Source organism: Nocardioides pollutisoli, from assembly GCF_040045055.1.
In the GTDB taxonomy this organism is placed as follows: Bacteria; Actinomycetota; Actinomycetes; order Propionibacteriales; family Nocardioidaceae; genus Nocardioides; species Nocardioides tweenelious.
Window position 1 is genome coordinate 67033 of the sequence record NZ_JBDZDU010000001.1, and the last position, 21020, is coordinate 88052.

Below are 21020 nucleotides of genomic sequence, written 5' to 3' on the forward strand. Positions count from 1 at the left end.
TCCCGTGCCGCTCGTCCCGCGCCGCATCCGCGTCGCCGTGCTCGCGCTGGCTGCGACGACGGCACTCTCGGGTGCGCTCGCGAGCTGCGGGTCGGACGCCTCGTCGCCGAAGGCCGAGGCTGCGCCCGTGCTCGGCGCCTGCCGGGCGCTGACGCCGGACGACGTGGCCGAGCCGAGCAACACGAGCCCGGCGGTCGACTGCACCGAGGCGCACACGGCCGAGACGTACGCGGTGGGCGAGCTGCCCGACTCCCTCGACGACGTCGACTACGACGACTCCGACCTGGGCGCCTGGGCCTACCAGACCTGCTCCGACAAGTTCATGGCGTTCCTCGGCGCCGACGAGAGCCTGGTGATGCGCACGGTCGTCAGCTGGGCGTGGTTCCGGCCCTCGACGAAGGCGTGGGACGACGGCGCGCGGTGGTACCGCTGCGACGTGGTCGGTGGCGGCGAGCAGAGCAGGGAGTACGTCGACCTCCCCACGACCGCGAAGGGCCTGCTGCTCGGCCGGCCCCAGGACCGTTGGATGGTCTGCGCCGACGGCGCCACGGTGTCCGGTGCGGTCAAGGTGCCCTGCACCGAGCCGCACAGCTGGCGGGCGGTCACCACGATCACCCTCGGCGGGGCCGACGACGACTACCCCGGCGACCGCCTCTCCGAGGTCACCACCCGCGACTACTGCTCGAAGTCGGTCGGCGCCTGGCTGAACTACCCGGTCGACTTCGACTACGGCTACACGTGGTTCCACGAGGCCGAGTGGGAGGCGGGCAACCGTCGTTCGGTCTGCTGGGCTAAGACAGAGCAATGATCCGCCTGCTCGCCGCCCTCCCCCTGCTCCTCGCGCTGACCGCCTGCACGAGCGACGACGCGAGCTCCGGCGAGCCCACGAGCCCGGCGTCGACCAGCGCGTCGAGCGCGGCCCCAAGCGCGGCCCCGCCGCCCCCGGCGCCGGCCAACAGGTCCTGCCACGACCTCGCGTACGACGCGGCGGTGGCCCCGACCGACGAGTCCGACCCGGTCCCCTGCACGAGCCAGCACACCGCGATGACGTTCTCGGTCGGCGACCTCGACACGCTGCTCGACGGGCACCTGCTCGCGGTCGACTCCGAGCGGGTGCAGTCGCAGGTCGCCACGACGTGCCCGGCGCGGTTCGCGACGTTCGTCGGCGGCACCCTCGAGGAGCGCCACCTGAGCATGCTCCGTGCCGTCTGGTTCACGCCGACCGTCGAGGAGTCGGACGCCGGCGCCTCGTGGTTCCGCTGCGACGTCGTCGCGCTCGCCCGCGACGGCGAGCTCGCACCGCTGACCGGCCGGTTGGCCGGCGTGCTCGCGAAGCCCGAGGGTCGTGACCGCTACGCGATGTGCGGCACCGCCGAGCCGGGCACCCCGAAGTTCCAGCGGGTGATCTGCTCGAGCAACCACTCGTGGCGCGCGATCTCGACCGTCCCGCTGAAGCCGGGCCGCTACCCGGGTGAGGCGAAGGTCCGCGCCGCCGGGCAGACGCCCTGCCAGGACGCCGGGGCCGCGGTCGCCGACAGCTCGCTCGACTACCAGTGGGGCTACGAGTGGCCCTCGGCCAGCCAGTGGGCGGCCGGCCAGCACTACGGGCTCTGCTGGGCTCCGGACTGACGCGGCATGCCCGGCGCCGCGGCTGGGCACCCCCTGCGCATGTACCAGGACAGCAAGCCGTGCACCGTCTGTGGCGCCGAGGTCCAGCTCCGCAGCCACCAGACGCTCACCGTGCACGAGGCCGACGACACCATCGACGAGCGCGTGTGCACCAACGCCAGCTGTCCGACCAACACGGACGACCGAGGCAGCGACGCGCCTAGGCCGTGAGCTCGGCCGCCATCCGCTCGATCAGCTTCTGCAGTCCCTTGAACGGCCGCACCATCACGGTGAACTCGACCAGCCGCCCCTCCTCGTTCCACGACATCATGTCGATGCCGTGGACGGTGAGCCCGTCGAGGTCTGCCTCGAACTCGAGGACCGCGGAGTCCTCGGCGTACCACTGCCGCACGTAGCGCAGCGTCGGGCCGAGCACGACCACCGCGGCGGAGAGGTACGCCGTGGTGAGCGCCTTGCCCTCCTGCGGCGTGTGGACCGCGGGCGACCGGAAGACGACGTCGTCGGCGAGCAGGGCGTCGAGCCCGGCCGGGTCGCGCGACTCGGCGATCCGGTGCCAGGCCGCGACCGGTGCGGGGACGGTCATCAGAACCCCAGCTTCCGGAGCTGGCGCGGGTCGCGCTGCCAGTCCTTGGCGATCTTGACGTGCAGGTCGAGGTAGACGGGCGTGCCGAGCAGCGCCTCGATCTGCTTGCGCGACGTGGTGCCGATCGCCTTCAGACGCGCGCCCTTCGGGCCGATGATGATGCCCTTCTGGGAGTCGCGCTCGACGTAGAGGTTGGCGTGGATGTCGAGCAGGGGCTTGTCCTCGGGCCGGTCCTCGCGCAGCCGCATCTCCTCGACCACGACCGCGACCGAGTGGGGCAGCTCGTCGCGCAGCCCGTCGAGCGCGGCCTCGCGGATCAGCTCGGCGGCGAGGATCTCCTCGGGGGCGTCGCTGAGGTCGCCGTCCGGGTAGAGCTGGGGGCCCGCGGGCAGCAGCCCGACTAGCAGGTCCTCGAGCAGCTTGACCTGGTCGCCGGACTTCGCGGAGACAGGGACGATCTCGGCCCAGTCGGTGCCGGTCTCCTCGCCGAGACGCTGGATGGCGAGCAGGTGCTCGCCGAGCTGCTCGGAGGTCACGAGGTCGGTCTTGGTGGCGATCGCGACCTTCGTCGTGCGCTTGACCTTGCCCATCTCGTTGACGATGAAGCGGTCGCCGGGTCCCGGCTTCTCGTTGGCCGGCAGGCAGACCGCGACCACGTCGACCTCCGCGAGCGTGGTCTTCACCAGGTCGTTGAGGCGCTCGCCGAGCAGGGTCCGCGGGCGGTGGAGTCCGGGGGTGTCGACCAGGATCAGCTGCGCGTCGTCACGGTGCACGATGCCGCGCACGACGGTGCGCGTCGTCTGCGGCTTGTCGGAGGTGATCACCACCTTCTGCCCGACCAGCGCGTTGGTCAGGGTCGACTTGCCTGCGTTGGGCCGGCCGACGAACGACACGAACCCGCTCTTGTGCTCGCTCTGCTCGTCCGTGGCGGTCATCAGGATTCCCTTGCGTCGTCGTACTCGGCCCAGATCTGTTCGTCACTCTTGCCTGCCGCCTTGCCGGCCCGGTACATCGGGCCGGGGTCGACGGAACGCGGCTGGCGCTTGGCCACCCCGCGCCAGTAGCCCATCACGTCGTACGCCGTGCTCGGCAGCTTGCGCTCGCGCATCAGGTGCTTGCGGATCGCGCGCATCTGCGCCGACTCGCCGGCCATCCAGAAGTAGCCGTCGCCGGCGGGCCAGTCGATCGTCTCCACGGCCTCGGCCAGACGGCTCTCGCCGTCGCCGGGCGGGGTCAGCCAGGAGACGTCGGCACCGGCCGGCAGGTAGCCGGTCATGTCGTCGGGCACCTCGGCCCAGATCCGGGTGGGGACGTCGGTCGACTCCGAGATCCGGGCCATCGCGGGCATCGCGGTCAGGTCGCCCACCAGGATCAACCACGCCGCGTCGGCGGGCATCGCGAAGGAGCCCTTCGCCTCGGTGACGGTGACGGTCTCGCCCGCCACGTCGCGGGCCGCCCACTCGGTGACCAGGCCGACGTCGTGGACCACGATGTCGAGCATCAGCTCGCCGCCGGACCAGGACCGCACCGTGTAGTAGCGGCTCTGGAACTGGCCGGGCACCACGAGACCGACCCACTCGTCGGGGATGCCGGTGCTCTCGAACGCCGCGAGGTCCGGCCCACCGAGGGTGAGCCGGACCAGGTGGTCGGCGAGCTGCTCACGGCGCAGCACCGTCGCGTCGTACTGGTTGGCCCTCGTGCTCACCGGGCCACGGTATCGGTCACACTCCGAAGGCGTGACGCAGCGGGTAGCCGCTCGCCCCGGTCTCGTCCGTCTTCGTGGCGAGCACGTGGTGGAGCTGGATCTCGTTGCGCTCGAAGGCGATCCGGGAGCCGACCATGTAGAGACCCCACACGCGAGCGGTGCCCTCGCCGACCTCGGCGACGCAGGCGTCCCAGTTGGCCTCGAGGTTCTTGCCCCAGCCCTCGAGCGTCTTGGCGTAGTGGACGCGGATGTTCTCCTCGTGCTGCACCTCGAGCCCGGCGTTCTGGACCTCGGTGATGATCTTGCCCGAGCCGATCAGCTCGCCGTCGGGGAAGACGTAGCGGTCGATGAACGCACCGGTGTTGCGCGGCTTGTTGTCGTGGCGGGTGATGCAGTGGTTGAGGAGGCGGCCCTGCGGCTTGAGGTGGTCCTTGATCCAGCCGAAGTACGCCGGGTAGTTCTTGACCCCGATGTGCTCGGTGAGCCCGATCGACGAGATGGCGTCGAAGCCGGTCTCCTCGACGTGGCGGTAGTCCATGAACCGGACCTCGGCCAGGTGGTCGAGCCCCTCCTCCTTGATCGCCTGCTGCGCCCACGCCGCCTGCTCACGCGAGAGCGTGACGCCCAGCGCCTTGACGCCGTACTCCCGGGCCGCGTGGCGGACCATGCCGCCCCAGCCGCAGCCGAGGTCGAGCAGCCGCTGGCCGGGCTGGAGGTCGAGCTTGCGGGCGATCAGGTCGTACTTGTTGGCCTGCGCCTCCTCGAGGGTGGCGTCCTCGCTGGGGAACACCGCGCAGGTGTAGGTCATCGACGGGCCGAGGACCATCTCGTAGAACTCGTTCGAGACGTCGTAGTGGTGGTGGATCGCCTCGGCGTCGCGGGTCTCCGAGTGGCGCAGACCCTCGACCACGCGGCGCCAGCGCGGCAGGTGCTCCTGCGGCGGGACGGGCGGGGTCTTGAGGTGCGAGAGCCCGAGGCTGCGCACGATCGCGACGAGCTCGGCCGGAGACGGCCGGCGGAAGTGCGTGTGCTTCATCATCAGCGCGAAGGCCTCGTACGGGTTGCCCGGGTGGGCGCCCTCGCCGTGGAGGACCAGGTCGCCCGCGACGTACGCGCGAGCCAGCCCGAGGTCACCGGGCGCCGTCATGATGTAGGAGAGACCGCGCTCGTTGAGCAGCTCGAGGTGGTAGTCCGAGTCCGGCGGACCGGCACTGCTCCCGTCGTACGCCGTGAAGCGCATCGGAAGTCCGCCCTGCAGCAGCGCGTCAATCGCCGCCCCGATGGTGTAGTGCTTGCTCATCGTCTCTTCACCGCCTTGTCGTAAAGGCTTGTCAGCCGGTCCTGTGGGTCGTAGCGACCCTTCACGGCGGCGAGATTGGCGCCGTCGTACAGCTCATCGAAGGTCTCGCGGTCGTAGAAGGCCTCGCTGTAGAGCGACTTGTGGCCTCCGAGCTCGTGCACCTTCTCCTCGATCGCGCGGTTGCGCGGTCCGTTCGGGGCGTCCGGTCCGACGTGGACCGTGCCCCAGAAACCGACGTTGACGTAGGTCTCGCCGGGCTCGAGGGGGTAGGACGGCCAGCTCCGCTTCGCGGCCAGCGGGCAGAGCCACACCGGACGCATGCCGACGGCGTCGTCGAACCACTCGAGGAAGTCGGGCAGCCTGTCGACCGGGACCTCGACGTCCTGGATGACCCGCTCGCGCAGCGGCCGGCCGGCGCGCTTGTCGAGGCGGTCCGCGATGGAGAAGCGGCGGTCGAGGCCGAGCAGCTTCATGTAGACGTCGGAGCGCCGCCAGCGCCGCGGCCAGATCCGGCGCAGCGTCGGGTTCTGCGCGCCGAACGCCCCCGAGCACCAGAACCAGTCGGTGTCCCAGCGCCACAGGTAGTCGTGCATCGTCAGGAGGTCGGTCTCGCGCTCCTGGATGGACTTGTAGAAGACCTGCTGGCCGACGTAGTCGCTCGTCGGGCCACTCTTCTCGGTCCAGGACGCGAGGGTCAGGTAGTACTCCCCCGGCTCGAACGCGACGCCGTCGAGCCCGTCGACCTTCGCTCCGTCGTACGTGCCGGTCTCGGTGATCTCGGCGATCGTCTTCGCCAGCAGCTCGGCGTCGTCGAAGCGGACGTGGCGGAGGGCGACGTACGCCGGGACCGCCTCGAGGTCGATCTTCAGCCGGGTGGCGTAGCCGAGCGAGCCGTAGGAGTTGGGGAACGTGTCGAACAGGTCGTCGCCGGGCTTGCAGGTCACGACCTCGCCGGCGCCGGTGAACACGTCCATCTCGAGGACCGACTCGTGCGGCAGACCGCTGCGGAAGCTGGTCGACTCGATGCCGAGGCCGGTGACCGCGCCGCCGAGGGTGATCGTGCGCAGCTGCGGCACCACCAGCGGGATCAGCCCGTGCGGGAGGGTCGCGTCGACGAGGTCCTCGTAGGTGCACATGCCCTGCACGTCGGCGGTGCGCGCGTCGGCGTCGATCGCGATCACGCCGTTCAGCCCCGCGACGTCCAGTCCGGGCGCCGTGGTCGCGGCTCGGGGTCGGAAGAGGTTGGAGGTCTTCTTCGCCAGACGCACCGGGGAACCCGTCGGAATCGCGGCGTACGACGACCGCAATCGCTCGACGGCCGCTTCGTGTGCAGGCCACCCACGCAAACTCACGACAAGGAAACTTACTCCTCTCGCGTGTCCGACGTGTTGCCGGATCCCCCTACGCGGAGAGTGTCTCCGCAATCTGGCCCCTCGGGTCACCCCGGTGCACGACGACCCCCGCACCCGCGAAGTCGCGGACGACGTCGAGGTCGGCAGGGAAGACGATGTCGGCGTCGGTCAGCACGACCGCGGCCTCGAGGCCCTTCGCGCCGGAGGCGACGGCCATGGCGACGCAGACACCGAGGGCCGAGATCTTGAGGGACGGGAGGTCGACGGTCGCCGCGGCGTAGGTGCGCCCGTCCGCATCACGGACCGCAGCGCCCTCGGCCGCACGGGTGCGGGCGCGGGTGGCCCGGGCCAGCGTCACCAGCTTCTGGTCCTCAGCGGTCAGGTCACTCATCGTCGTCCTCGTCCTCGTCGTCGATCTGGTCCCGCCTGATCAGCACCGTCCCGATCTTGTTGCGTCGACCCGAGGCCTCCTCGGCCTCGAAACGCAGCCCGTACGCCCGCACCTGGGATCCCGGGATCGGGACCCGGCCGAGGTGCTTGGCCATGAGGCCGCCGACGCTGTCGACGTCCTCCTCCTCGACGTCGAAGCCGAAGAGCTCGTCGAGGTCGTCGATCGGGTAGCGCGACGACACCCGCACCGACCCGTCGTCGAGGGTCTCGACCTCGACCTGCTCCTCGTCGTACTCATCGGTGATCTCGCCGACGATCTCCTCGAGCACGTCCTCGATGGTGACCAGGCCGGCGGTGCCGCCGTACTCGTCGACGACGACGGCGAGGTGCTGCCGCTTGGCCTGCATCTCCGAGAGCAGAGCGCCGGCGGGCTTCGACTCCGGCACCCAGTAGACCGGGCGCATGACCTCGTCGATGCGCTGCGTGAACTCCACGTCCGGCGCCTCGAAGTCACGCCGGACGATGTCCTTGAGGTAGGCGATACCGACGATGTTGTCGAGGTTGTCGTCGATGACCGGGACGCGGGAGAAACCGCTGCGCAGGAAGAGCGACATCGTCTGGCGCAGGTTCTTGTGGCGCTCGATGTAGACGACGTCGGTGCGCGGCACCATCACCTCCCGCACGATCGTGTCGCCGAGCTCGAAGACCGAGTGGATCATCTTCCGCTCGCCCGACTCGATGACGGCCGACGCCTCGGCGAGGTCGACCAGCTCGCGCAACTCGGTCTCCGTCGAGAACGGCCCTTCACGGAAGCCCTTGCCCGGGGTCAGCGCGTTGCCGAGCAGGATCAGCAGCCGCGGCAGGGGCCCGAGCACGACGGTCATCATCGCGAGCGGCCCGGCTGAGGCGAGGGCAATGCGCTCGGAGTGCTGGCGGCCGACGGTGCGAGGGGCGACGCCGATCGCCACGAAGGACAGCACCAGCATCACGGCGACCGTGGTCAGGAAGGTCGGCCAGCCAGCGCCGTCGTACAGGTCGTAGGTCTGCAGCGTGACCAGGGCGATCGCGGAGATCTCGCAGAGCAGCCGCAGCAGCAGCGCGGTGTTGAGGTAGCGCGACGGGTCGTCGAGGAGCGCGACGAGTCGGCGCGCTCCGGCGCGGCCGTCGTCGAGGAGCTCCTCGGCGCGCGCCTTGGAGAAGCTCGCGAGCGCAGCGTCGGCAGCGGAGAAGAGACCCGCGAGGACGACGAGCAGGGCTGCCGTCACCAGCAGCCAGACGTCGGTGGAGCTCACTGGGCTCGCCAGGCCGCCAGGAGCTCGTCCTGGAGGCCGAACATCTCCTTGTGCTCCTCGGGCTCTGCGTGGTCGTAGCCGAGCAGGTGGAGGATGCCGTGGACCGTCAGCAGCTCGATCTCGGCCTCCTCGGAGTGGCCGGCGGTCTCGGCCTGCTTGGCCGCGACGTCGGGGCAGAGCACGAGGTCACCGAGCACGCCCTCCTCGGGCTCCTCGTTGACCAGGCCCGGGCGCAGCTCGTCCATCGGGAACGCGAGCACGTCGGTCGGGCCGACCTTCTCCATCCACTGCTCGTTGAGCTCGGCGATGGTGGGCTCGTCGACGGCCTTGATGCACAGCTCGGCCAGGGGGTGCACGCGCATCCGGTCCATCACGAAGCGGCTCAGGTCGGACAGCTTCTTCACGTCCAGGTCGCGCCCGGACTCGTTGAGGATCTCGATACTCACTTCTTGGCCTGTTTCAGGTCGTGACCGAGCTCGGTGCGTGCGTCGAACTCGTCGTAGGCCGCGACGATCTTGCCGACCAGCTTGTGGCGTACGACGTCGTGGGCCGTCAGCCGGTTGAAGGAGATGTCGTCGACGCCGTCGAGGATGCCCTCGATGATCCGCAGCCCGGACTTCACCCCGGTGGGCAGGTCGGTCTGGGTGACGTCACCGGTCACGACGATCTTGGAGCCGAAGCCGAGCCGGGTGAGGAACATCTTCATCTGCTCGGGCGAGGTGTTCTGCGCCTCGTCGAGGATGATGAAGGAGTCGTTGAGCGAGCGGCCGCGCATGTAGGCGAGCGGCGCGACCTCGATGGTCCCGGCGGCGAGCAGCTTGGGGATCGTCTCGGGGTCGATCATGTCGTGGAGCGCGTCGTAGAGCGGGCGCAGGTAGGGATCGATCTTCTCGCTGAGGGTGCCGGGCAGGAAGCCGAGCCGCTCCCCCGCCTCGACCGCCGGGCGCGTCAGGATGATCCGGTTGACGTTCTTGGACTGCAGCGCCTGCACGGCCTTCGCCATCGCGAGGTAGGTCTTGCCGGTGCCGGCCGGGCCGATGCCGAAGGTGATCGTGTGCTTGTCGATCGCGTCGACGTAGCGCTTCTGGTTGAGCGTCTTCGGGCGGATCGAGCGACCGCGGTTGGAGAGGATGTTGAGGCTCAGCACGTCGGCCGGGCGCTCGGTGGTCTCGGCGCGCAGCATGGTGTGCACCCGCTCGACGGTCTCGTTCGTGAGGCCCTGTCCCGTGCGGATCATCGTCACCAGCTCGTCGAGCAGCCGCTCGGCCAGGGCGACCTCGCCCGGCTCGCCGCGCATCGTGATCCGGTTGCCGCGCACGTGGATCTCGGCGTCGAAGGCGCCTTCGATGATCCCGAGGAACTCGTCACCAGGACCGAGGAGGCTGACCATGTTGATGCTGTTGGGGACCACGACCGTGTGCTTGGTGGCGTGGGTCGGGGTGTCCCCGCGGTGGTTGCTGTCAGTCATGGATGCCCGGTGGGGCGACCTCTCCGGTAGGCGTCGACGTGCCTCTCCATGCTACGGGAGCGGGCACGCGCGGCCCAGCGAGTTCGCCCCCGGCGTACGGCGTGCAGACGTACGGTGTCGGTATGCGTCAGGAGGGTGAGGTCGAGGACGTCTGGGACGACGAGCCCGACGACGACACCCCGCCGTACTGGTACGCCGGGCAGCACCTCCCCGAGGACGCCCGGCGGATGGGCCTCAACCACACGGTCCCCGACGGCGCGATCCTCGACTTCGCCGGCCGGCTGGACTCCACCAAGCCGGTGCACCGGATCACCGCGTGGGCGATGCTCCTGGTCTTCGGCCTGCCGGTCGTGCTCGCCGTGATCCGGCTCTTCTACGTGTTCTGAGCAACCACGCTGAACTCGTTGCCGCCGGGGTCGGCCAGCAGCGTGCTGCCCTCGACCCGCGTCGCGCCGAGGGCGAGCAGCCGCTCCACCTCGGCCTCCCGGTCGCCGTCTGCCGCGACCTCGAGGCGGAGCCGGTTGCGGCCGAGCTTCGGCGCCACGGGGTCACCGCCCCACGAGATCTTGGTGCCGCCCTGCCGCGACTGGATCGCGGTCTCCGTGTCCTGGTCCCACACCAGCGGCCAGTCGAGGGCGGCGCTCCAGAAGTAGCCGACGTCCTGCAGCCCGTCGGACGACAGCGCACCGATGACCCCGGTGCCGGCGAGGAAGTTGTTGCCCGCCTCGATCACGCAGAACTCGTTGCCCTCGGGGTCGGCCATCACGACGTGCTCCTCCTCCGGGAGCTGACCGATGTCGAGGTGCTGGCCGCCGAGCTCGAGCACCCGCGCCACCGTCGCCTGCTGCTCGTCGTACGTCGCGCTCGTCAGGTCGAAGTGCATCTGGTTCGGCGCGACCTTCGGGGCGTCGGTGGGCGCGAACCGGATCGAGAACTGCCCGTCGCGCGGCACGATCGTCACGCCGTCGTCGGCGAGGTCCCACTGCAGCACGCCGGCCCAGAACCGGGCGAGGAGCTGCGGGTCGTGCGCGTCGAAGACCAGGGCCACGAGACGAGCAGTCATGCCGTCCACGCTAGGACCCGGCGTCCACCGGTTATTCGTCGTACGCGACCTGGAGCATGCCGAGGCACATCTCGTCGGTGGTGCCCTCGCCCCACACGACGTACTTGTCCGGGATGCCCTGGAACGACGGGAGCACGTCGCGCAGCCACTGGACGTGCTTGCACGTCACCCGGACGGTGTCGAACGGGTCGAGGTGGACGGGGTCGATCGGCTTGGTCCCCTGGTTGTCGAAGTCCCAGACCGGGATGTCCAGGATCGTCTTCGCGTCAGGGGTGTCCGGGTTGACCTCGATCTTGATCGAGCGACCGAGCAGGTGCATGTGGCCGGCCACGCCGAGGATCGTCATCGGCTGCCCGATGGTGCGGGTGCACGAGCTGGTGTTGGACGCCTTCACCTCGGTGCCGCAGAGGAGGTGCAGCCAGGTGTTGGTGTTGCCGACGTCGCCGAAGCGCGAGATCACGTCGGCCATCGAGGCGTCGCGGTCGCACAGCGGCGACTCGTCGTGGTCGGGCCGGCAGGGCATCTCGACCGGTGCCGGCATGAGGTAGGTGTGCAGCGCGGTGAGGTCCTTGTCGCCGGGCATCCACCGCAGCTCGGTGCTGGAGACGTCCGGAGAGGAGCCCTTGAGCAGGTTGTAGTGGACCTGCATCACGATCCGGGAGCCGGCCTGGAGCGGGACGCCGTACCCGTCCCGGGTCTTGGTCTCGTCGCCACCGGGTGCCCAGGCGGCCAGCCAGGATGCGTCGTCGGTGTTGGAGAAGTCGCCGGCCAGGCCGGTCCCGCCGAAGCAGGTCCAGCCCTCGCCGTCCTCGGAGGCGTCCTTCGCCTCGGCCTCGCCGACCTTCTCCGGCGGCACCCGGAAGAGGATCACGTGGTGCACGACCGACGGGTTGCCGGGCAGCACGTTGCTGCCGGTGAGCCAGACGTCCTTGTCGAGCTTCGGGTCGAGCAGGAAGCAGCGGTAGTCGTCGGTGCCGTTGCCCGTCGGGGCGGACGGGGTGTACGCCGCGGGCATGGTGAGCGTCATCCGCTTCTCGCCCGTGCGCAGCGGCAGGTGCTTGCTCGGCGGGATCGCGGCCAGCTGCTCGGCCTGGACCTCGGGCGGGTCGGGAGGGTTCAGCAGCGTCGTCGGCGAGCCGGTGCGCCGGTCGTCGTCCTCCTGGACGCACCCGGCGAGCGACAGGACGAGCAGGACGGCCGCGGCGACCGCCGCGAGGCGCCTCATCCGACCAGGCCGCTCAGGTCGGCGCCGCCGAGCACGTGCACGTGGGTGTGGAAGACGGTCTGCCCGGCGCCGGCGCCGGTGTTGAAGACCAGGTTGTAGTCGGCGTACCCCTCCGCGGTCGTGACCGCCGCGGCCGACGTGATCAGCGCGGCGGAGGTCTCCGGGTCGGCGGCGGCGAGCTCGGCCGCGTTGGCGTAGTGGTCGCGCGGAACCACCAGCACGTGCAGCGGCGCCTTCGGGTTGATGTCCCGGAACGCGACCGTGCGCTCGGTGGTGTGCACGATCGTGGCCGGGATCTCCCCCGCGACGATCTTGCAGAACAGGCAGTCCTCCACAGAAACCTCCTCCGGTCAGTAAACCCGAAGTCGCGATCGCGCGTGCCATTAGCGTGACGACCTCCGACACGCGCACGATCACCGTCCGATAGCGGCGCCGTCCCGGGAAGATGGATCCCATGTCTGCTCGTGCCCGCCTCGCGCTCGTCCTCACCGCCTCCGTCGTCGCCCTGGCGGGCTGCGGCGACTCCGCCGGCGACGACCAGAAGCCGACGAGCAACACCACCAAGCACCACCACAACGGCGGCAAGACCAGCGAGGCGGCCGACCCGTCGGAGTCCGCCACCGGCAGCAGCGACACCGTGACGGTGCCGGTCTACTTCGTGGGTGACACCCGGGACGGGACCAAGCTCTTCCGCGAGTTCCGCAAGGTCGAGGCCGACAACCCTGCCGACGAGGCGCTCGCGCTGATGACCGCCGGCGACGCGCTCGACCCCGACTACGACACGCTCTACCCCGACGGCTCCTTCGGTGGCGTCGAGATCGGCGACGACGCGATCACGGTCGCCCTCGCCGACGACGCGTGGACCACCGCTCCCGACGGGATGTCGCAGGGCGAGGCCCGGCTCGCGGCGCAGCAGCTCGTCTACACGGTGCAGGGCGTCGCGCAGTCGCGGCTGCCGGTCGAGATCACCCTCGACGGCGCGCCGGCCGACCTGTTCGGGCTGGGTGGCGAGCTCAGCAACGAACCGGAGATCGACGTACGCGCCCTGGTCAACGTGACCACCCCGGAGCAGGGCGCCAGCGTCAACGGGACCTTCACCGCCTCCGGCGTCTCGAGCTCCTTCGAGGCCACGACGCCGTGGGAGATCCGCGACGGCGACGGCAAGGTCGTGGCGAAGGGCTTCAGCACCGCGGACGGCTGGATGGACAAGCTCTACCCGTGGGAGACCCTCGTCGACGTGTCAGACCTGGCGCCCGGCGACTACACGTTCGTCGCGATGACCGACGACCCGTCCGGCGGCGAGGGCAGCGGCCCCACCGAGGACAGCAAGGCCATCACGGTCAGTTGAGGCTCAGCCCCCGCCGGCTCACACCAAACGGTTGCCTGCACACCGCCGACCGGGCACCGGCCCAGCCGGGCGGTGAGCCAGCAACCGTTCCGACGCGATCCGACCCACCAAACGGTTGCCTACTCACCGCCGACCGGGCACCGGCCCAGCCGGGCGGTGAGCCAGCAACCGTTCCGACCCGATCCGACCCACGAAACGGTTGCCTACTCACCGCCCACCGGGGCACCGGCCGGACGTCAGCCCCAGCGGTCGGTGCGTGACAGCAGCGCGGCCACGGCGGCGAGGCCGGCGGTCGACGTGCGCAGCACCTCCGTGCCGAGCCGCACCTGGAGCGCACCGGCGGCCACGAAGCCGTCGACCTCCTCGTCGGTGAGCCCGCCCTCGGGGCCGACGACCACGACGACGGTGCCCGAGCGCGGCACCTCGATCGATGCCAGCGGCAGGTGGGACTCCTCGTGTAGCACGACGGCGAGGTCGGCAGCGGAGATCAGGTCGACCACGTCGGGCGTCGAGGCGAGCTCGGCGACGGACGGGAACCACGTACGCCGCGCCTGCTTGGCCGCCTCGCGCGCCGTCGACCGCCACTTGGCGAGCGACTTCGTCGCGCGCTCGCCCTTCCAGACGGCGACGCTGCGCGCCGCGGCCCACGGCACGATCTCGGCGACCCCGATCTCGGTCAGCACCTCGACCGCGAGCTCGCCGCGCTCGCCCTTCGGGAGGGCCTGGACCACGACCACCGAGGGCGTCGGGGCCTCGTGACGGGTCACCGTGGAGACGGTCACGGCGAAGACCCGCTTGCCGGTCGAGGCGACCGGTCCCTGCACCGAGGTGCCGGCGCCGTCGGTGAGCACGACCTGCTCCCCCACCCGCAGGCGGCGTACGGCGACCGCGTGGTGCGCCTCGTCGCCCTCGACGGTCACCTCGTCACCGGCGACGACGCCGTCGAGCGACGGGACGAGGTGGACCGGGAGCGACATCAGTGAGCGTTGAACGCGTCGCGGAGCCGACCGAACACCGACTTGGTGCCGGGCCGGACCTGGCCCGACGGCTGCTCCTCCTCGCGGATCGCGGCCAGCTCGCGGAGCAATTCCTCCTGGCGCGGGTCGAGGCGGGTCGGCGTCTCGACGAGGACGGTCACGACGAGGTCGCCCCGCCCGCCGCGCAGGCCCGGGACGCCGCGGCCACGCAGCACCTGCTCGGACCCCGACTGGGTCCCGGCGCGCAGGTCGAGCTCGAAGCTGGTCTCCAGCTCGGGGTCCTCGGCGGGCTCGTCGCCCACCACGTCGGCCTCGAGCGTCGGCAGCGTGAGCGTGGTGCCCAGCGCGGCGGCGGTCATCGGCAGGGTGACCGTGCAGTGCAGGTCGTTGCCGTGACGGACGAAGACGTCGTGCGGGGCGACCTGGATCTCTACGTACAGGTCTCCGGCCGGGCCGCCACCGGGGCCGACCTCGCCCTCTCCGGTCAGCTGCACCCGGGTGCCGTTGTCGACGCCGGCAGGGATCTTGACGGTGAGGGTACGGCGCGAGCGGACCCGGCCGTCGCCGGAGCACTCCCGGCAGGGGTCGGGGATGATCGTGCCGAATCCGCGGCAGGCGGCGCACGGGCGGAGCGTGCGGATCTCGCCGAGGAACGACCGCTGCACGTGGGCGACCTCGCCCACGCCGTGGCAGGTCTCGCACGGGATCGCGTGGGTGCCGGGAGCGGCGCCCTCGCCCTGGCAGGTCGAGCAGAGGACAGCGGTGTCGACCTTGAGCTCGCGGGTGACGCCGAAGGCGGCCTCCGCGAGCTCGATCTCGATCCGGATCAGCGCGTCCTGGCCGCGGCGCTCGCGCGGTCGCGGTCCACGTCCCTGGCCACCGGCCGCGCCGCCGCCGAAGAACGCGTCCATGATGTCGGTGAACGAGAAGCCGGCGCCCTGGCCGAACCCGGCCGCCCCACCGCCGAACGGGTCACCGCCGCGGTCGTACGCCGCGCGCTTCTGCGGGTCGGAGAGCACCTCGTAGGCGAGGGAGATCTCCTTGAACTTGTCCTGGGCGTCGGGCTCCGGGTTGACGTCGGGGTGGTACTGCCGGGCCAGACGGCGGTAGGCCTTCTTGAGGGCGTCGGCGTCCGCGTCGCGGGCGACACCGAGCAGCTCGTACAGGTCCTGACTCACGTGGTTCCTTCGTTGTGGTGCGGATGGTGGTGCGGGAGGGGGTCTCAGGCGTCGTCGAGGATCCGCGACACGTAGCGCGCCACGGCTCGGACGGCCGCCATCGACCCGGGGTAGTCCATGCGGGTGGGCCCGACGATGCCGAGCCGGGCCAACGACTCGTCGCCGGGGCCGTAGCCGGAAGCGACGACGCTGGTCGACGCAAGCTCCTGGTAGGGGCCCTCGGCACCGATGCGGACGGTGAGGATCTCGCCGGACGTCGCCTCGCCGAGCAGCTTGAGGAGTACGACGTGCTCCTCGAGCGCCTCGAGCAGCGGCCGGACCGCGGAGTCGAAGCTGTCGCCGTAGCGCGCCAGGTTGGCGGCGCCCCCCACCACGATCCGCTCGTCGGAGCGGTGGTCGGACATCGCCTCGAGCAGGGTCTCCACGACGGTGGCAGTCACGGTCGAACCCTCGCCCTCGCTCGGGGCGATCGCCCGCAGCGCCGTGGCGGCGTCAGCGATCACCTCACCCGTGGCGGCGCGGTTGACCGTGCTGCGCAGCTCCGCGAGCTGCTCGTCGTCGAGCTCGACGGTGAGCTCGACGAGCCGCTGCTCGACGCGGCCGGTGCTGAGGATCAGCACCACGAGGAGGCGGTTGGGCGCGAGCGCGACCACCTCGATGTGGCGGACCGTGGAGCGGGAGAGCGTGGGGTACTGCACGACGGCGACCTGACGGGTCAGCTGCGCGAGCAGCCGGACCGAGCGCTGGACGACGTCGTCGAGGTCGACCGCGCCGTCGAGGAGCGTGGCGATCGCCCGCTTCTCGGCCGCGCTCATCGGCTTGACCGTGGTCAGCCGGTCGACGAAGAGCCGGTAGCCCTTGTCGGTCGGGACCCGGCCCGCACTGGTGTGCGGCTGCGCGATGTAGCCCTCGTCCTCGAGGGCAGCCATGTCGTTGCGGACCGTCGCGGACGAGACGCCGAGACCGTGGCGCTCGACCAGCGCCTTGGAACCGACCGGCTCCTCGGTCGCGACGTAGTCCTCGACGATCGCGCGGAGCACGGCCAGCCTGCGTTCCTCCTGCACGTCCGCCTCCTCACCACGTCGGCCACGATCTGGCACTCGAAGTTCCTGAGTGCCAAGCCTACTAGGCGCGTCCGCGACGGCCGCGTCGCGGAACGCCGTGGCGGTCGATGCGATCTTGTCGTAGGTTAGCCTTACCTAACTAACTCCTGGGAGGTTCCGTGCTCACGACCGATCCCGCCCGCCTCGCCGGCGACGCGCGCAGCATCCTCGCCTGCCCCGCGACCGTGACCCTGGTCGTCGAGGGCGAGCCGCGCGCCGTCGAGGAGGAGACCGCGCTCAGCGACGAGGACGGCCGCCCGAGCTTCGTCTGCCGTCCCGGCTCCCCCATCGCCCGCGCCGCGGTGCAGCACCGGAGCGCGCTCCTGACCCTCGCGAGCGGGCTCGGGGAGGCGGGCGGCGCCGACCGCGCGGACACGCTGACCCTCGCCGGACGGCTCGAGCGCACCGCCGTCGAGGACTGCGACTGCTGCAGCGAGGTGCGGTACGCCGTGACGCTGGACCTCAACTTCGTGCTGCTGACCCGGGGCGGGCGCCAGCACCGGGTGCCGCTCGACGAGTTCCACAGCGAGCAGCACCGCCTCAACCGGGGCCACCTCCAGCGCTCCGTCGAGCACGCCAACGACTGCCACCACGCCGAGCTGCGCCAGGCCGTCTCGCACGGCACCGGTACCGCGCCGAACGACCTGGTCGCCGTACGCCTCGCCCACCTGACACCCAGCGACGTCGAGATCCAGTGGGTCGACGTCGACGGCGCCCACCGCACCGTGGTCGCCTTCCCGCGCACCGCGCACGACCTGTCCGAGCTCGGCGAGTTCCTGCGTCGCGGGCTGCACGCCGGCCTCTGCTGAGACCAGCACTACGGTGGTCCCGTGGCATTCACGGAGGTCGCCGACCGGGTCTGGGTCGCGCGCTACGAGTGGTTCGACGTCAACGTCACCCTGGTCGGCGGTGAGCGCGGGCTGGTGGTCGTCGACACGCACGCGTCGTCCCTGGCCGCGCGCGAGGTGATCGCCGACGTACGCCGTCTGGGCGCGGGCGAGGTGGTCCGGATCGTCAACACCCACGAGCACTTCGACCACACCTTCGGCAACGGCGAGTTCCGCGCGGCGTACGGCGAGCTCCCGATCCACGCCCACGAGGAGGCCGCCGAGCGGACCGAGTCCGCGGGCGAGCGCATCAAGGGGCTGTACGACGCCGAGCCCGACGACCCGCACCGCGACGAGGTCCAGGCGACCGTCGTCGTGCCGGCCGACCACACCTTCTCGTCGGCGGTCACGCTCGACCTCGGCGACCGCGCCGTTGAGCTGGTGCACCCCGGTCGCGGCCACACCGGTGGCGACCTCGTGCTGCGGGTGCCCGACGTCGACGTGCTCCTGGCCGGCGACCTCGTCGAGGAGTCGATGGCGCGCAACGGCGTGCCCGGCTTCGGCGGCGACTGCTACCCCCTGGAGTGGCCACACTCCCTCGACATCGTGCTCAGCCTCAGCACGTCGTCGACGGTGGTCGTGCCCGGTCACGGCGCCCCGGTCGACCGTGAGTTCGTGGAGGAGCAGCGCAACGCGATCGGCATCGTCGCCCAGACGATCCGGGACCTGGCCGCCCGGGGCGTGCCTGTCGACCAGGCACTGGACGCGGCCGAGTGGCCCTACCCGCGCGAGGAGCTGGCGGCCGCCGTACGCCGTGGCTACGGGCATCTCTCGCGCAACGAGAAGCGGTTGCCACTCGCCTGAACGGGTACGCCACCTGCATGACTGAACACGGCATCGAGGACGAGGACCTGCCCGAGGACCTCCAGCCCTCCGACGACAACCCGCTCGCCAAGCCCCTCACCGACGAGGACGACCCCAAGTCGCCCGAGGAGCTCGACGTGCTCGGCGGCAAGGACCCCGAGGAGACGGACGAGACCGAGGACACCCAGGACTCCGGCGACTGACGGCGCGCCCTCACCGGCGGTGTCGGTGCCGCCGCCTAGCGTGACGCAGGTGAACGACCGCTACGGCTCCGACGTGCTCAACACCGATTGGCGCGCTCCCAAGCGCGGCCGCGCCGTCGAGGCGCCTGCCGAGGTCGGCGCCGTCGTCGAGGAGGTCACCACCGACTGGTGCGGCGAGATCGTCGCGGTCGACCGCGACCTCCACACCGTCACCCTCGAGGACCGTCGCCAGAAGCGGCGCACGTTCCCGCTCGGGCCCGGCTTCCTGCTCGAGGGACGCCCCGTCATCCTGGTCGCGCCTGCCCGCGGCGGCGCCCCGGCCAAGCCGACGCGCACCGCCTCCGGGTCCGTCGCCGTCCACGACGCCAAGGCCCGCGTCGCGCGGGCGAGCCGGATCTTCGTCGAGGGGCGCCACGACGCGGAGCTGGTCGAGAAGGTCTGGGGCGACGACCTCCGGATCGAGGGTGTGGTGGTCGAGTACCTGGGCGGCGTCGACGACCTGGCCGACCACCTGCGCGACTTCAAGCCCGGCCCCGACCGCCGGGTGGGGGTCCTGGTCGACCACCTGGTGGCCGGCTCGAAGGAGAGCCGGATCGCCCAAGGCATCGCGAGGTCGCCGGTCGGCAAGCACGTCCTGATCGTCGGCCACCCCTTCATCGACATCTGGGCAGCCGTCAAGCCCGAGCGGCTCGGGCTCAACCGGTGGCCCGACGTACCCCGCTCGATCGAGTGGAAGAAGGGCGTCTGCCAGCAGCTCGGCTGGCCGCACCGCGACCAGGCCGACACCGCACGTGCATGGCAGCACATCCTGGGCAAGGTCTCGTCCTACAACGACCTCGACCCGGCCCTGCTGGGCCGGGTCGAGGAGCTGATCGACTTCGTCACCGTGACGGTCTGACCCCCGTCCGGGCCGTCACGGAGGCGGTGGACGACGCCGTCAGTGGTCGATGTCGGCGCCGCCGCGCGGCTGCACGTGGCCCTCGACGTCGTCCTCGGCCAGCGGCTTGAACTGCCGGTGACCCTCGACGTCGTCCTCGGCCAGCGGCTTGAACTGGCGGTGACCCTCGACGTCGTCCTCGGCCAGCGGCTTGAACTGGCGGTGACCCTCGACGTCCTCGTTCAGGTTCTGCTCGGTCATGACTTCCTCCTGGTCTGTGTCCCGGGCGCCTCCCGGTGAGCAGAACTCTGCCGCCGACGGGCGCGCCGGACTGTTCGCTCGCTGACAGTGCGAGCGTTCACCTGGCGACACTGCGTCAGGGCGCAGCGTTCTCGCTGATCGCCTGGAGCACGGACTTCACCTGGTAGGTGCTCAGCCCCGGGTGCTTGCCGAGGATCAGCGCCACGAGGCCGGTCACGTGCGGGGCCGCGAAGCTGTTGCCCGTCGCGACGATCGAGCCGTGGTCCGCCCAGGCCACGTCGACGTCGATGCCGCGGGCTCCGAACTCGACCGGCGGCCGCGGGTTGGTGGCCACCGCGGTGGGATCGTCGCCGACGCGCGCCGCCACCGAGACGACGGAGGCGTACTGCGAGGGGTACGTCGGACCCGGCACGTTGTTGGCCGCGGAGACCAGCACGGTGCCACCGAAGTACGCCGCGTCAGCGGACTCGTGCAGCGGACCGAACATCGCGCCGCTGCGGCTGGACAGCGACAGGTTGGCCACGGCCATGTCGTGCTCGAGGGCCCACGCGATCCCGGCGCGCAGCAGCGCGCCCCGGCCCTTGAGGTTGGAGCCCAGGACGCGGACGGAGTAGATCTCCGCCTCGGGCGCGAGCGCCCGGATGACGCCGGCACAGGCCGTGCCGTGGCCGACCAGGTCCTCGTGCGGCCCCTCGACCCGGCGGAAGCCGAGCGGTGCGTCGTCGTCCGGCTCGAAGGCCACCGCGCCGGCGATCCCCCCGACCCGCGGGTGGTCGGCGTCGACGCCACTGTCGAGGATGGCGACCCTGACACCGGCGCCGGTGGCGCCGTCGAGGGCCCACGCGCGTCCGCCCATCAGCGGCAGCGCCGGCACCGGTGCGACGTGACCGCGCTCGAAGGACAGCGACCACGCCGGCAGGTCGGGTCGGGTGATCCGGGCGGCGAACTCCTCGACCTCGCGCAGCGGCAGCGGGTCCCCCGGGTCCAGCCCCGGGTCCAGGACGGTGACGACGCCCCGCACCTCGCCGTCCGCGGAGAGGAACGGTGCCGCCAGGATCGCGGACGGGACGTAGCCCGTGCGCTCGGCGACGTGAGCAGCGAAGCGCGGATCGGCGCGCGCCTCGCGCACCGCGATCGCCTGGCCCGAGGTCGCCACCCAGCCCGCCAACCCCTGGGCGACCGGCAGCTCGACGCCGACGATCTCCTCGGCGCCGGCGCCGTCGGCAGCGACGTACCGCAGCGCATCTCGTCCCTCGGTGACGACGGCGACCGAGCAGGCCGCCGCTTCGAGGAGGGACCGCAGCTCCGTCACGGTGCGGTCGAACTCGCGCTCGCTCATCCCTTCTCCCTCCGCGGCCACGACGGCGCTGGTTGA

The 21020-nt window shown here is 71.2% G+C and carries 26 protein-coding genes; 9 read left to right on the forward strand and 17 right to left on the reverse strand.

Annotated features, from left to right (window positions below; genetic code table 11):
* The first annotated feature begins 4 nt into the window (after window positions 1-4).
* Genes ABLE68_RS00290 through ABLE68_RS00300 form a run of 3 tightly spaced genes read left to right on the forward strand, consistent with a single transcriptional unit; the run spans window position 5 to window position 1839 of the window.
* A complete protein-coding gene (locus ABLE68_RS00290; RefSeq protein ID WP_348869061.1) occupies window positions 5-808 on the forward strand; it encodes a septum formation family protein in 804 nt (267 codons plus the stop codon).
* Window positions 805-1629 (forward strand): septum formation family protein, encoded by an 825-nt coding sequence (locus tag ABLE68_RS00295; RefSeq protein ID WP_348869062.1) that lies wholly within the window; start codon window positions 805-807, stop codon window positions 1627-1629. Before ABLE68_RS00290 ends, ABLE68_RS00295 begins: the two co-directional genes overlap by 4 nt.
* A gap of 39 nt (window positions 1630-1668) precedes the next feature.
* Window positions 1669-1839, forward strand: coding sequence for a hypothetical protein (locus ABLE68_RS00300; RefSeq protein WP_348869063.1), 171 nt, complete (start codon window positions 1669-1671; stop codon window positions 1837-1839).
* Here ABLE68_RS00300 and ABLE68_RS00305 read toward each other — a convergent pair.
* From ABLE68_RS00305 to ABLE68_RS00345, 9 genes are all read right to left on the reverse strand, one after another.
* Window positions 1829-2212, reverse strand: coding sequence for a nuclear transport factor 2 family protein (locus tag ABLE68_RS00305; protein WP_348869064.1), 384 nt, complete (start codon window positions 2210-2212; stop codon window positions 1829-1831). The two genes, ABLE68_RS00300 and ABLE68_RS00305, sit on opposite strands and share 11 nt — an antisense overlap.
* The gene (gene era, locus ABLE68_RS00310) at window positions 2212-3147 is read right to left on the reverse strand and encodes a GTPase Era (RefSeq protein ID WP_348869065.1); all 936 of its coding nucleotides are present in this window, start codon (window positions 3145-3147) and stop codon (window positions 2212-2214) included. Before era ends, ABLE68_RS00305 begins: the two co-directional genes overlap by 1 nt.
* Window positions 3147-3917, reverse strand: coding sequence for a siderophore-interacting protein (locus ABLE68_RS00315; protein ID WP_348869066.1), 771 nt, complete (start codon window positions 3915-3917; stop codon window positions 3147-3149). Before ABLE68_RS00315 ends, era begins: the two co-directional genes overlap by 1 nt.
* Before the next feature lie 16 nt (window positions 3918-3933).
* Window positions 3934-5217 carry a class I SAM-dependent methyltransferase gene (locus ABLE68_RS00320; protein ID WP_348869067.1) on the reverse strand — a complete coding sequence of 428 codons (1284 nt, stop codon included), beginning with the start codon at window positions 5215-5217 and terminating at the stop codon, window positions 3934-3936.
* Window positions 5214-6485: an FAD-binding oxidoreductase gene (locus ABLE68_RS00325; RefSeq protein ID WP_348869068.1), complete on the reverse strand. Its 1272-nt coding sequence runs from the start codon at window positions 6483-6485 to the stop codon at window positions 5214-5216. Before ABLE68_RS00325 ends, ABLE68_RS00320 begins: the two co-directional genes overlap by 4 nt.
* 133 nt (window positions 6486-6618) lie before the next feature.
* Entirely contained in the window at window positions 6619-6960 is a 342-nt protein-coding gene (locus tag ABLE68_RS00330; RefSeq protein WP_348869069.1) for a cytidine deaminase, read from the reverse strand.
* Window positions 6953-8251, reverse strand: a complete 1299-nt coding sequence (locus tag ABLE68_RS00335; RefSeq protein WP_348869070.1) for a hemolysin family protein — start codon at window positions 8249-8251, stop codon at window positions 6953-6955. The genes ABLE68_RS00330 and ABLE68_RS00335 overlap by 8 nt, the downstream gene beginning before the upstream one ends.
* On the reverse strand, window positions 8248-8697 hold the full coding sequence (gene ybeY / locus ABLE68_RS00340) for an rRNA maturation RNase YbeY (protein ID WP_348869071.1): 450 nt from the start codon (window positions 8695-8697) through the stop codon (window positions 8248-8250). The genes ABLE68_RS00335 and ybeY overlap by 4 nt, the downstream gene beginning before the upstream one ends.
* A complete protein-coding gene (locus tag ABLE68_RS00345; protein WP_348869072.1) occupies window positions 8694-9719 on the reverse strand; it encodes a PhoH family protein in 1026 nt (341 codons plus the stop codon). Before ABLE68_RS00345 ends, ybeY begins: the two co-directional genes overlap by 4 nt.
* A 122-nt stretch (window positions 9720-9841) precedes the next feature.
* Between ABLE68_RS00345 and ABLE68_RS00350 the strand changes: the two genes are divergently transcribed.
* Window positions 9842-10105, forward strand: coding sequence for a hypothetical protein (locus ABLE68_RS00350; RefSeq protein ID WP_348869073.1), 264 nt, complete (start codon window positions 9842-9844; stop codon window positions 10103-10105).
* Here the strand turns inward: ABLE68_RS00350 and ABLE68_RS00355 are convergent.
* The 3 genes from ABLE68_RS00355 to ABLE68_RS00365 are packed head-to-tail and all read right to left on the reverse strand — an operon-like array spanning window position 10093 to window position 12342.
* Window positions 10093-10782 carry a VOC family protein gene (locus ABLE68_RS00355; RefSeq protein ID WP_348869074.1) on the reverse strand — a complete coding sequence of 230 codons (690 nt, stop codon included), beginning with the start codon at window positions 10780-10782 and terminating at the stop codon, window positions 10093-10095. The genes ABLE68_RS00350 and ABLE68_RS00355 overlap by 13 nt on opposite strands.
* 31 nt (window positions 10783-10813) lie before the next feature.
* On the reverse strand, window positions 10814-12007 hold the full coding sequence (locus ABLE68_RS00360) for a hypothetical protein (protein WP_348869075.1): 1194 nt from the start codon (window positions 12005-12007) through the stop codon (window positions 10814-10816).
* Window positions 12004-12342, reverse strand: coding sequence for an HIT domain-containing protein (locus ABLE68_RS00365; protein ID WP_348869076.1), 339 nt, complete (start codon window positions 12340-12342; stop codon window positions 12004-12006). The genes ABLE68_RS00360 and ABLE68_RS00365 overlap by 4 nt, the downstream gene beginning before the upstream one ends.
* Window positions 12343-12461: 119 nt before the next feature.
* Here ABLE68_RS00365 and ABLE68_RS00370 point away from each other — a divergent pair, with 119 nt between their 5' ends.
* The gene (locus ABLE68_RS00370; protein ID WP_348869077.1) at window positions 12462-13355 is read left to right on the forward strand and encodes a Gmad2 immunoglobulin-like domain-containing protein; all 894 of its coding nucleotides are present in this window, start codon (window positions 12462-12464) and stop codon (window positions 13353-13355) included.
* Between the two features lie 236 nt (window positions 13356-13591).
* On the opposite strand, the gene ABLE68_RS00375 is transcribed toward ABLE68_RS00370, so the two are convergent.
* The 3 genes from ABLE68_RS00375 to hrcA are packed head-to-tail and all read right to left on the reverse strand — an operon-like array spanning window position 13592 to window position 16574.
* Window positions 13592-14332 carry a 16S rRNA (uracil(1498)-N(3))-methyltransferase gene (locus ABLE68_RS00375; protein WP_348869078.1) on the reverse strand — a complete coding sequence of 247 codons (741 nt, stop codon included), beginning with the start codon at window positions 14330-14332 and terminating at the stop codon, window positions 13592-13594.
* Window positions 14332-15510: a molecular chaperone DnaJ gene (gene dnaJ / locus ABLE68_RS00380; RefSeq protein ID WP_348869079.1), complete on the reverse strand. Its 1179-nt coding sequence runs from the start codon at window positions 15508-15510 to the stop codon at window positions 14332-14334. Before dnaJ ends, ABLE68_RS00375 begins: the two co-directional genes overlap by 1 nt.
* Window positions 15511-15554: 44 nt before the next feature.
* A complete protein-coding gene (gene hrcA, locus ABLE68_RS00385; RefSeq protein WP_348869080.1) occupies window positions 15555-16574 on the reverse strand; it encodes a heat-inducible transcriptional repressor HrcA in 1020 nt (339 codons plus the stop codon).
* A gap of 158 nt (window positions 16575-16732) precedes the next feature.
* Here hrcA and ABLE68_RS00390 point away from each other — a divergent pair, with 158 nt between their 5' ends.
* From ABLE68_RS00390 to ABLE68_RS00405, 4 genes are read left to right on the forward strand one after another with little or no spacing between them, the layout of a single operon-like run.
* Complete coding sequence (locus tag ABLE68_RS00390; RefSeq protein WP_348869081.1) at window positions 16733-17422, forward strand: hypothetical protein; 690 nt, start codon at window positions 16733-16735, stop codon at window positions 17420-17422.
* A gap of 21 nt (window positions 17423-17443) precedes the next feature.
* A complete protein-coding gene (locus ABLE68_RS00395) occupies window positions 17444-18304 on the forward strand; it encodes an MBL fold metallo-hydrolase (RefSeq protein WP_348869082.1) in 861 nt (286 codons plus the stop codon).
* A 17-nt stretch (window positions 18305-18321) separates the two neighbouring features.
* Window positions 18322-18507 carry a hypothetical protein gene (locus tag ABLE68_RS00400; RefSeq protein ID WP_348869083.1) on the forward strand — a complete coding sequence of 62 codons (186 nt, stop codon included), beginning with the start codon at window positions 18322-18324 and terminating at the stop codon, window positions 18505-18507.
* Window positions 18508-18556: 49 nt separating this feature from the next.
* Window positions 18557-19405, forward strand: coding sequence for a DUF3097 domain-containing protein (locus ABLE68_RS00405; RefSeq protein ID WP_348869084.1), 849 nt, complete (start codon window positions 18557-18559; stop codon window positions 19403-19405).
* Window positions 19406-19444: 39 nt separating this feature from the next.
* On the opposite strand, the gene ABLE68_RS00410 is transcribed toward ABLE68_RS00405, so the two are convergent.
* A complete protein-coding gene (locus tag ABLE68_RS00410) occupies window positions 19445-19645 on the reverse strand; it encodes a hypothetical protein (protein WP_348869085.1) in 201 nt (66 codons plus the stop codon).
* Window positions 19646-19760: 115 nt separating this feature from the next.
* Window positions 19761-20984 (reverse strand): S8 family serine peptidase, encoded by a 1224-nt coding sequence (locus tag ABLE68_RS00415; protein ID WP_348869086.1) that lies wholly within the window; start codon window positions 20982-20984, stop codon window positions 19761-19763.
* Window positions 20985-21020: the final 36 nt, after the last annotated feature.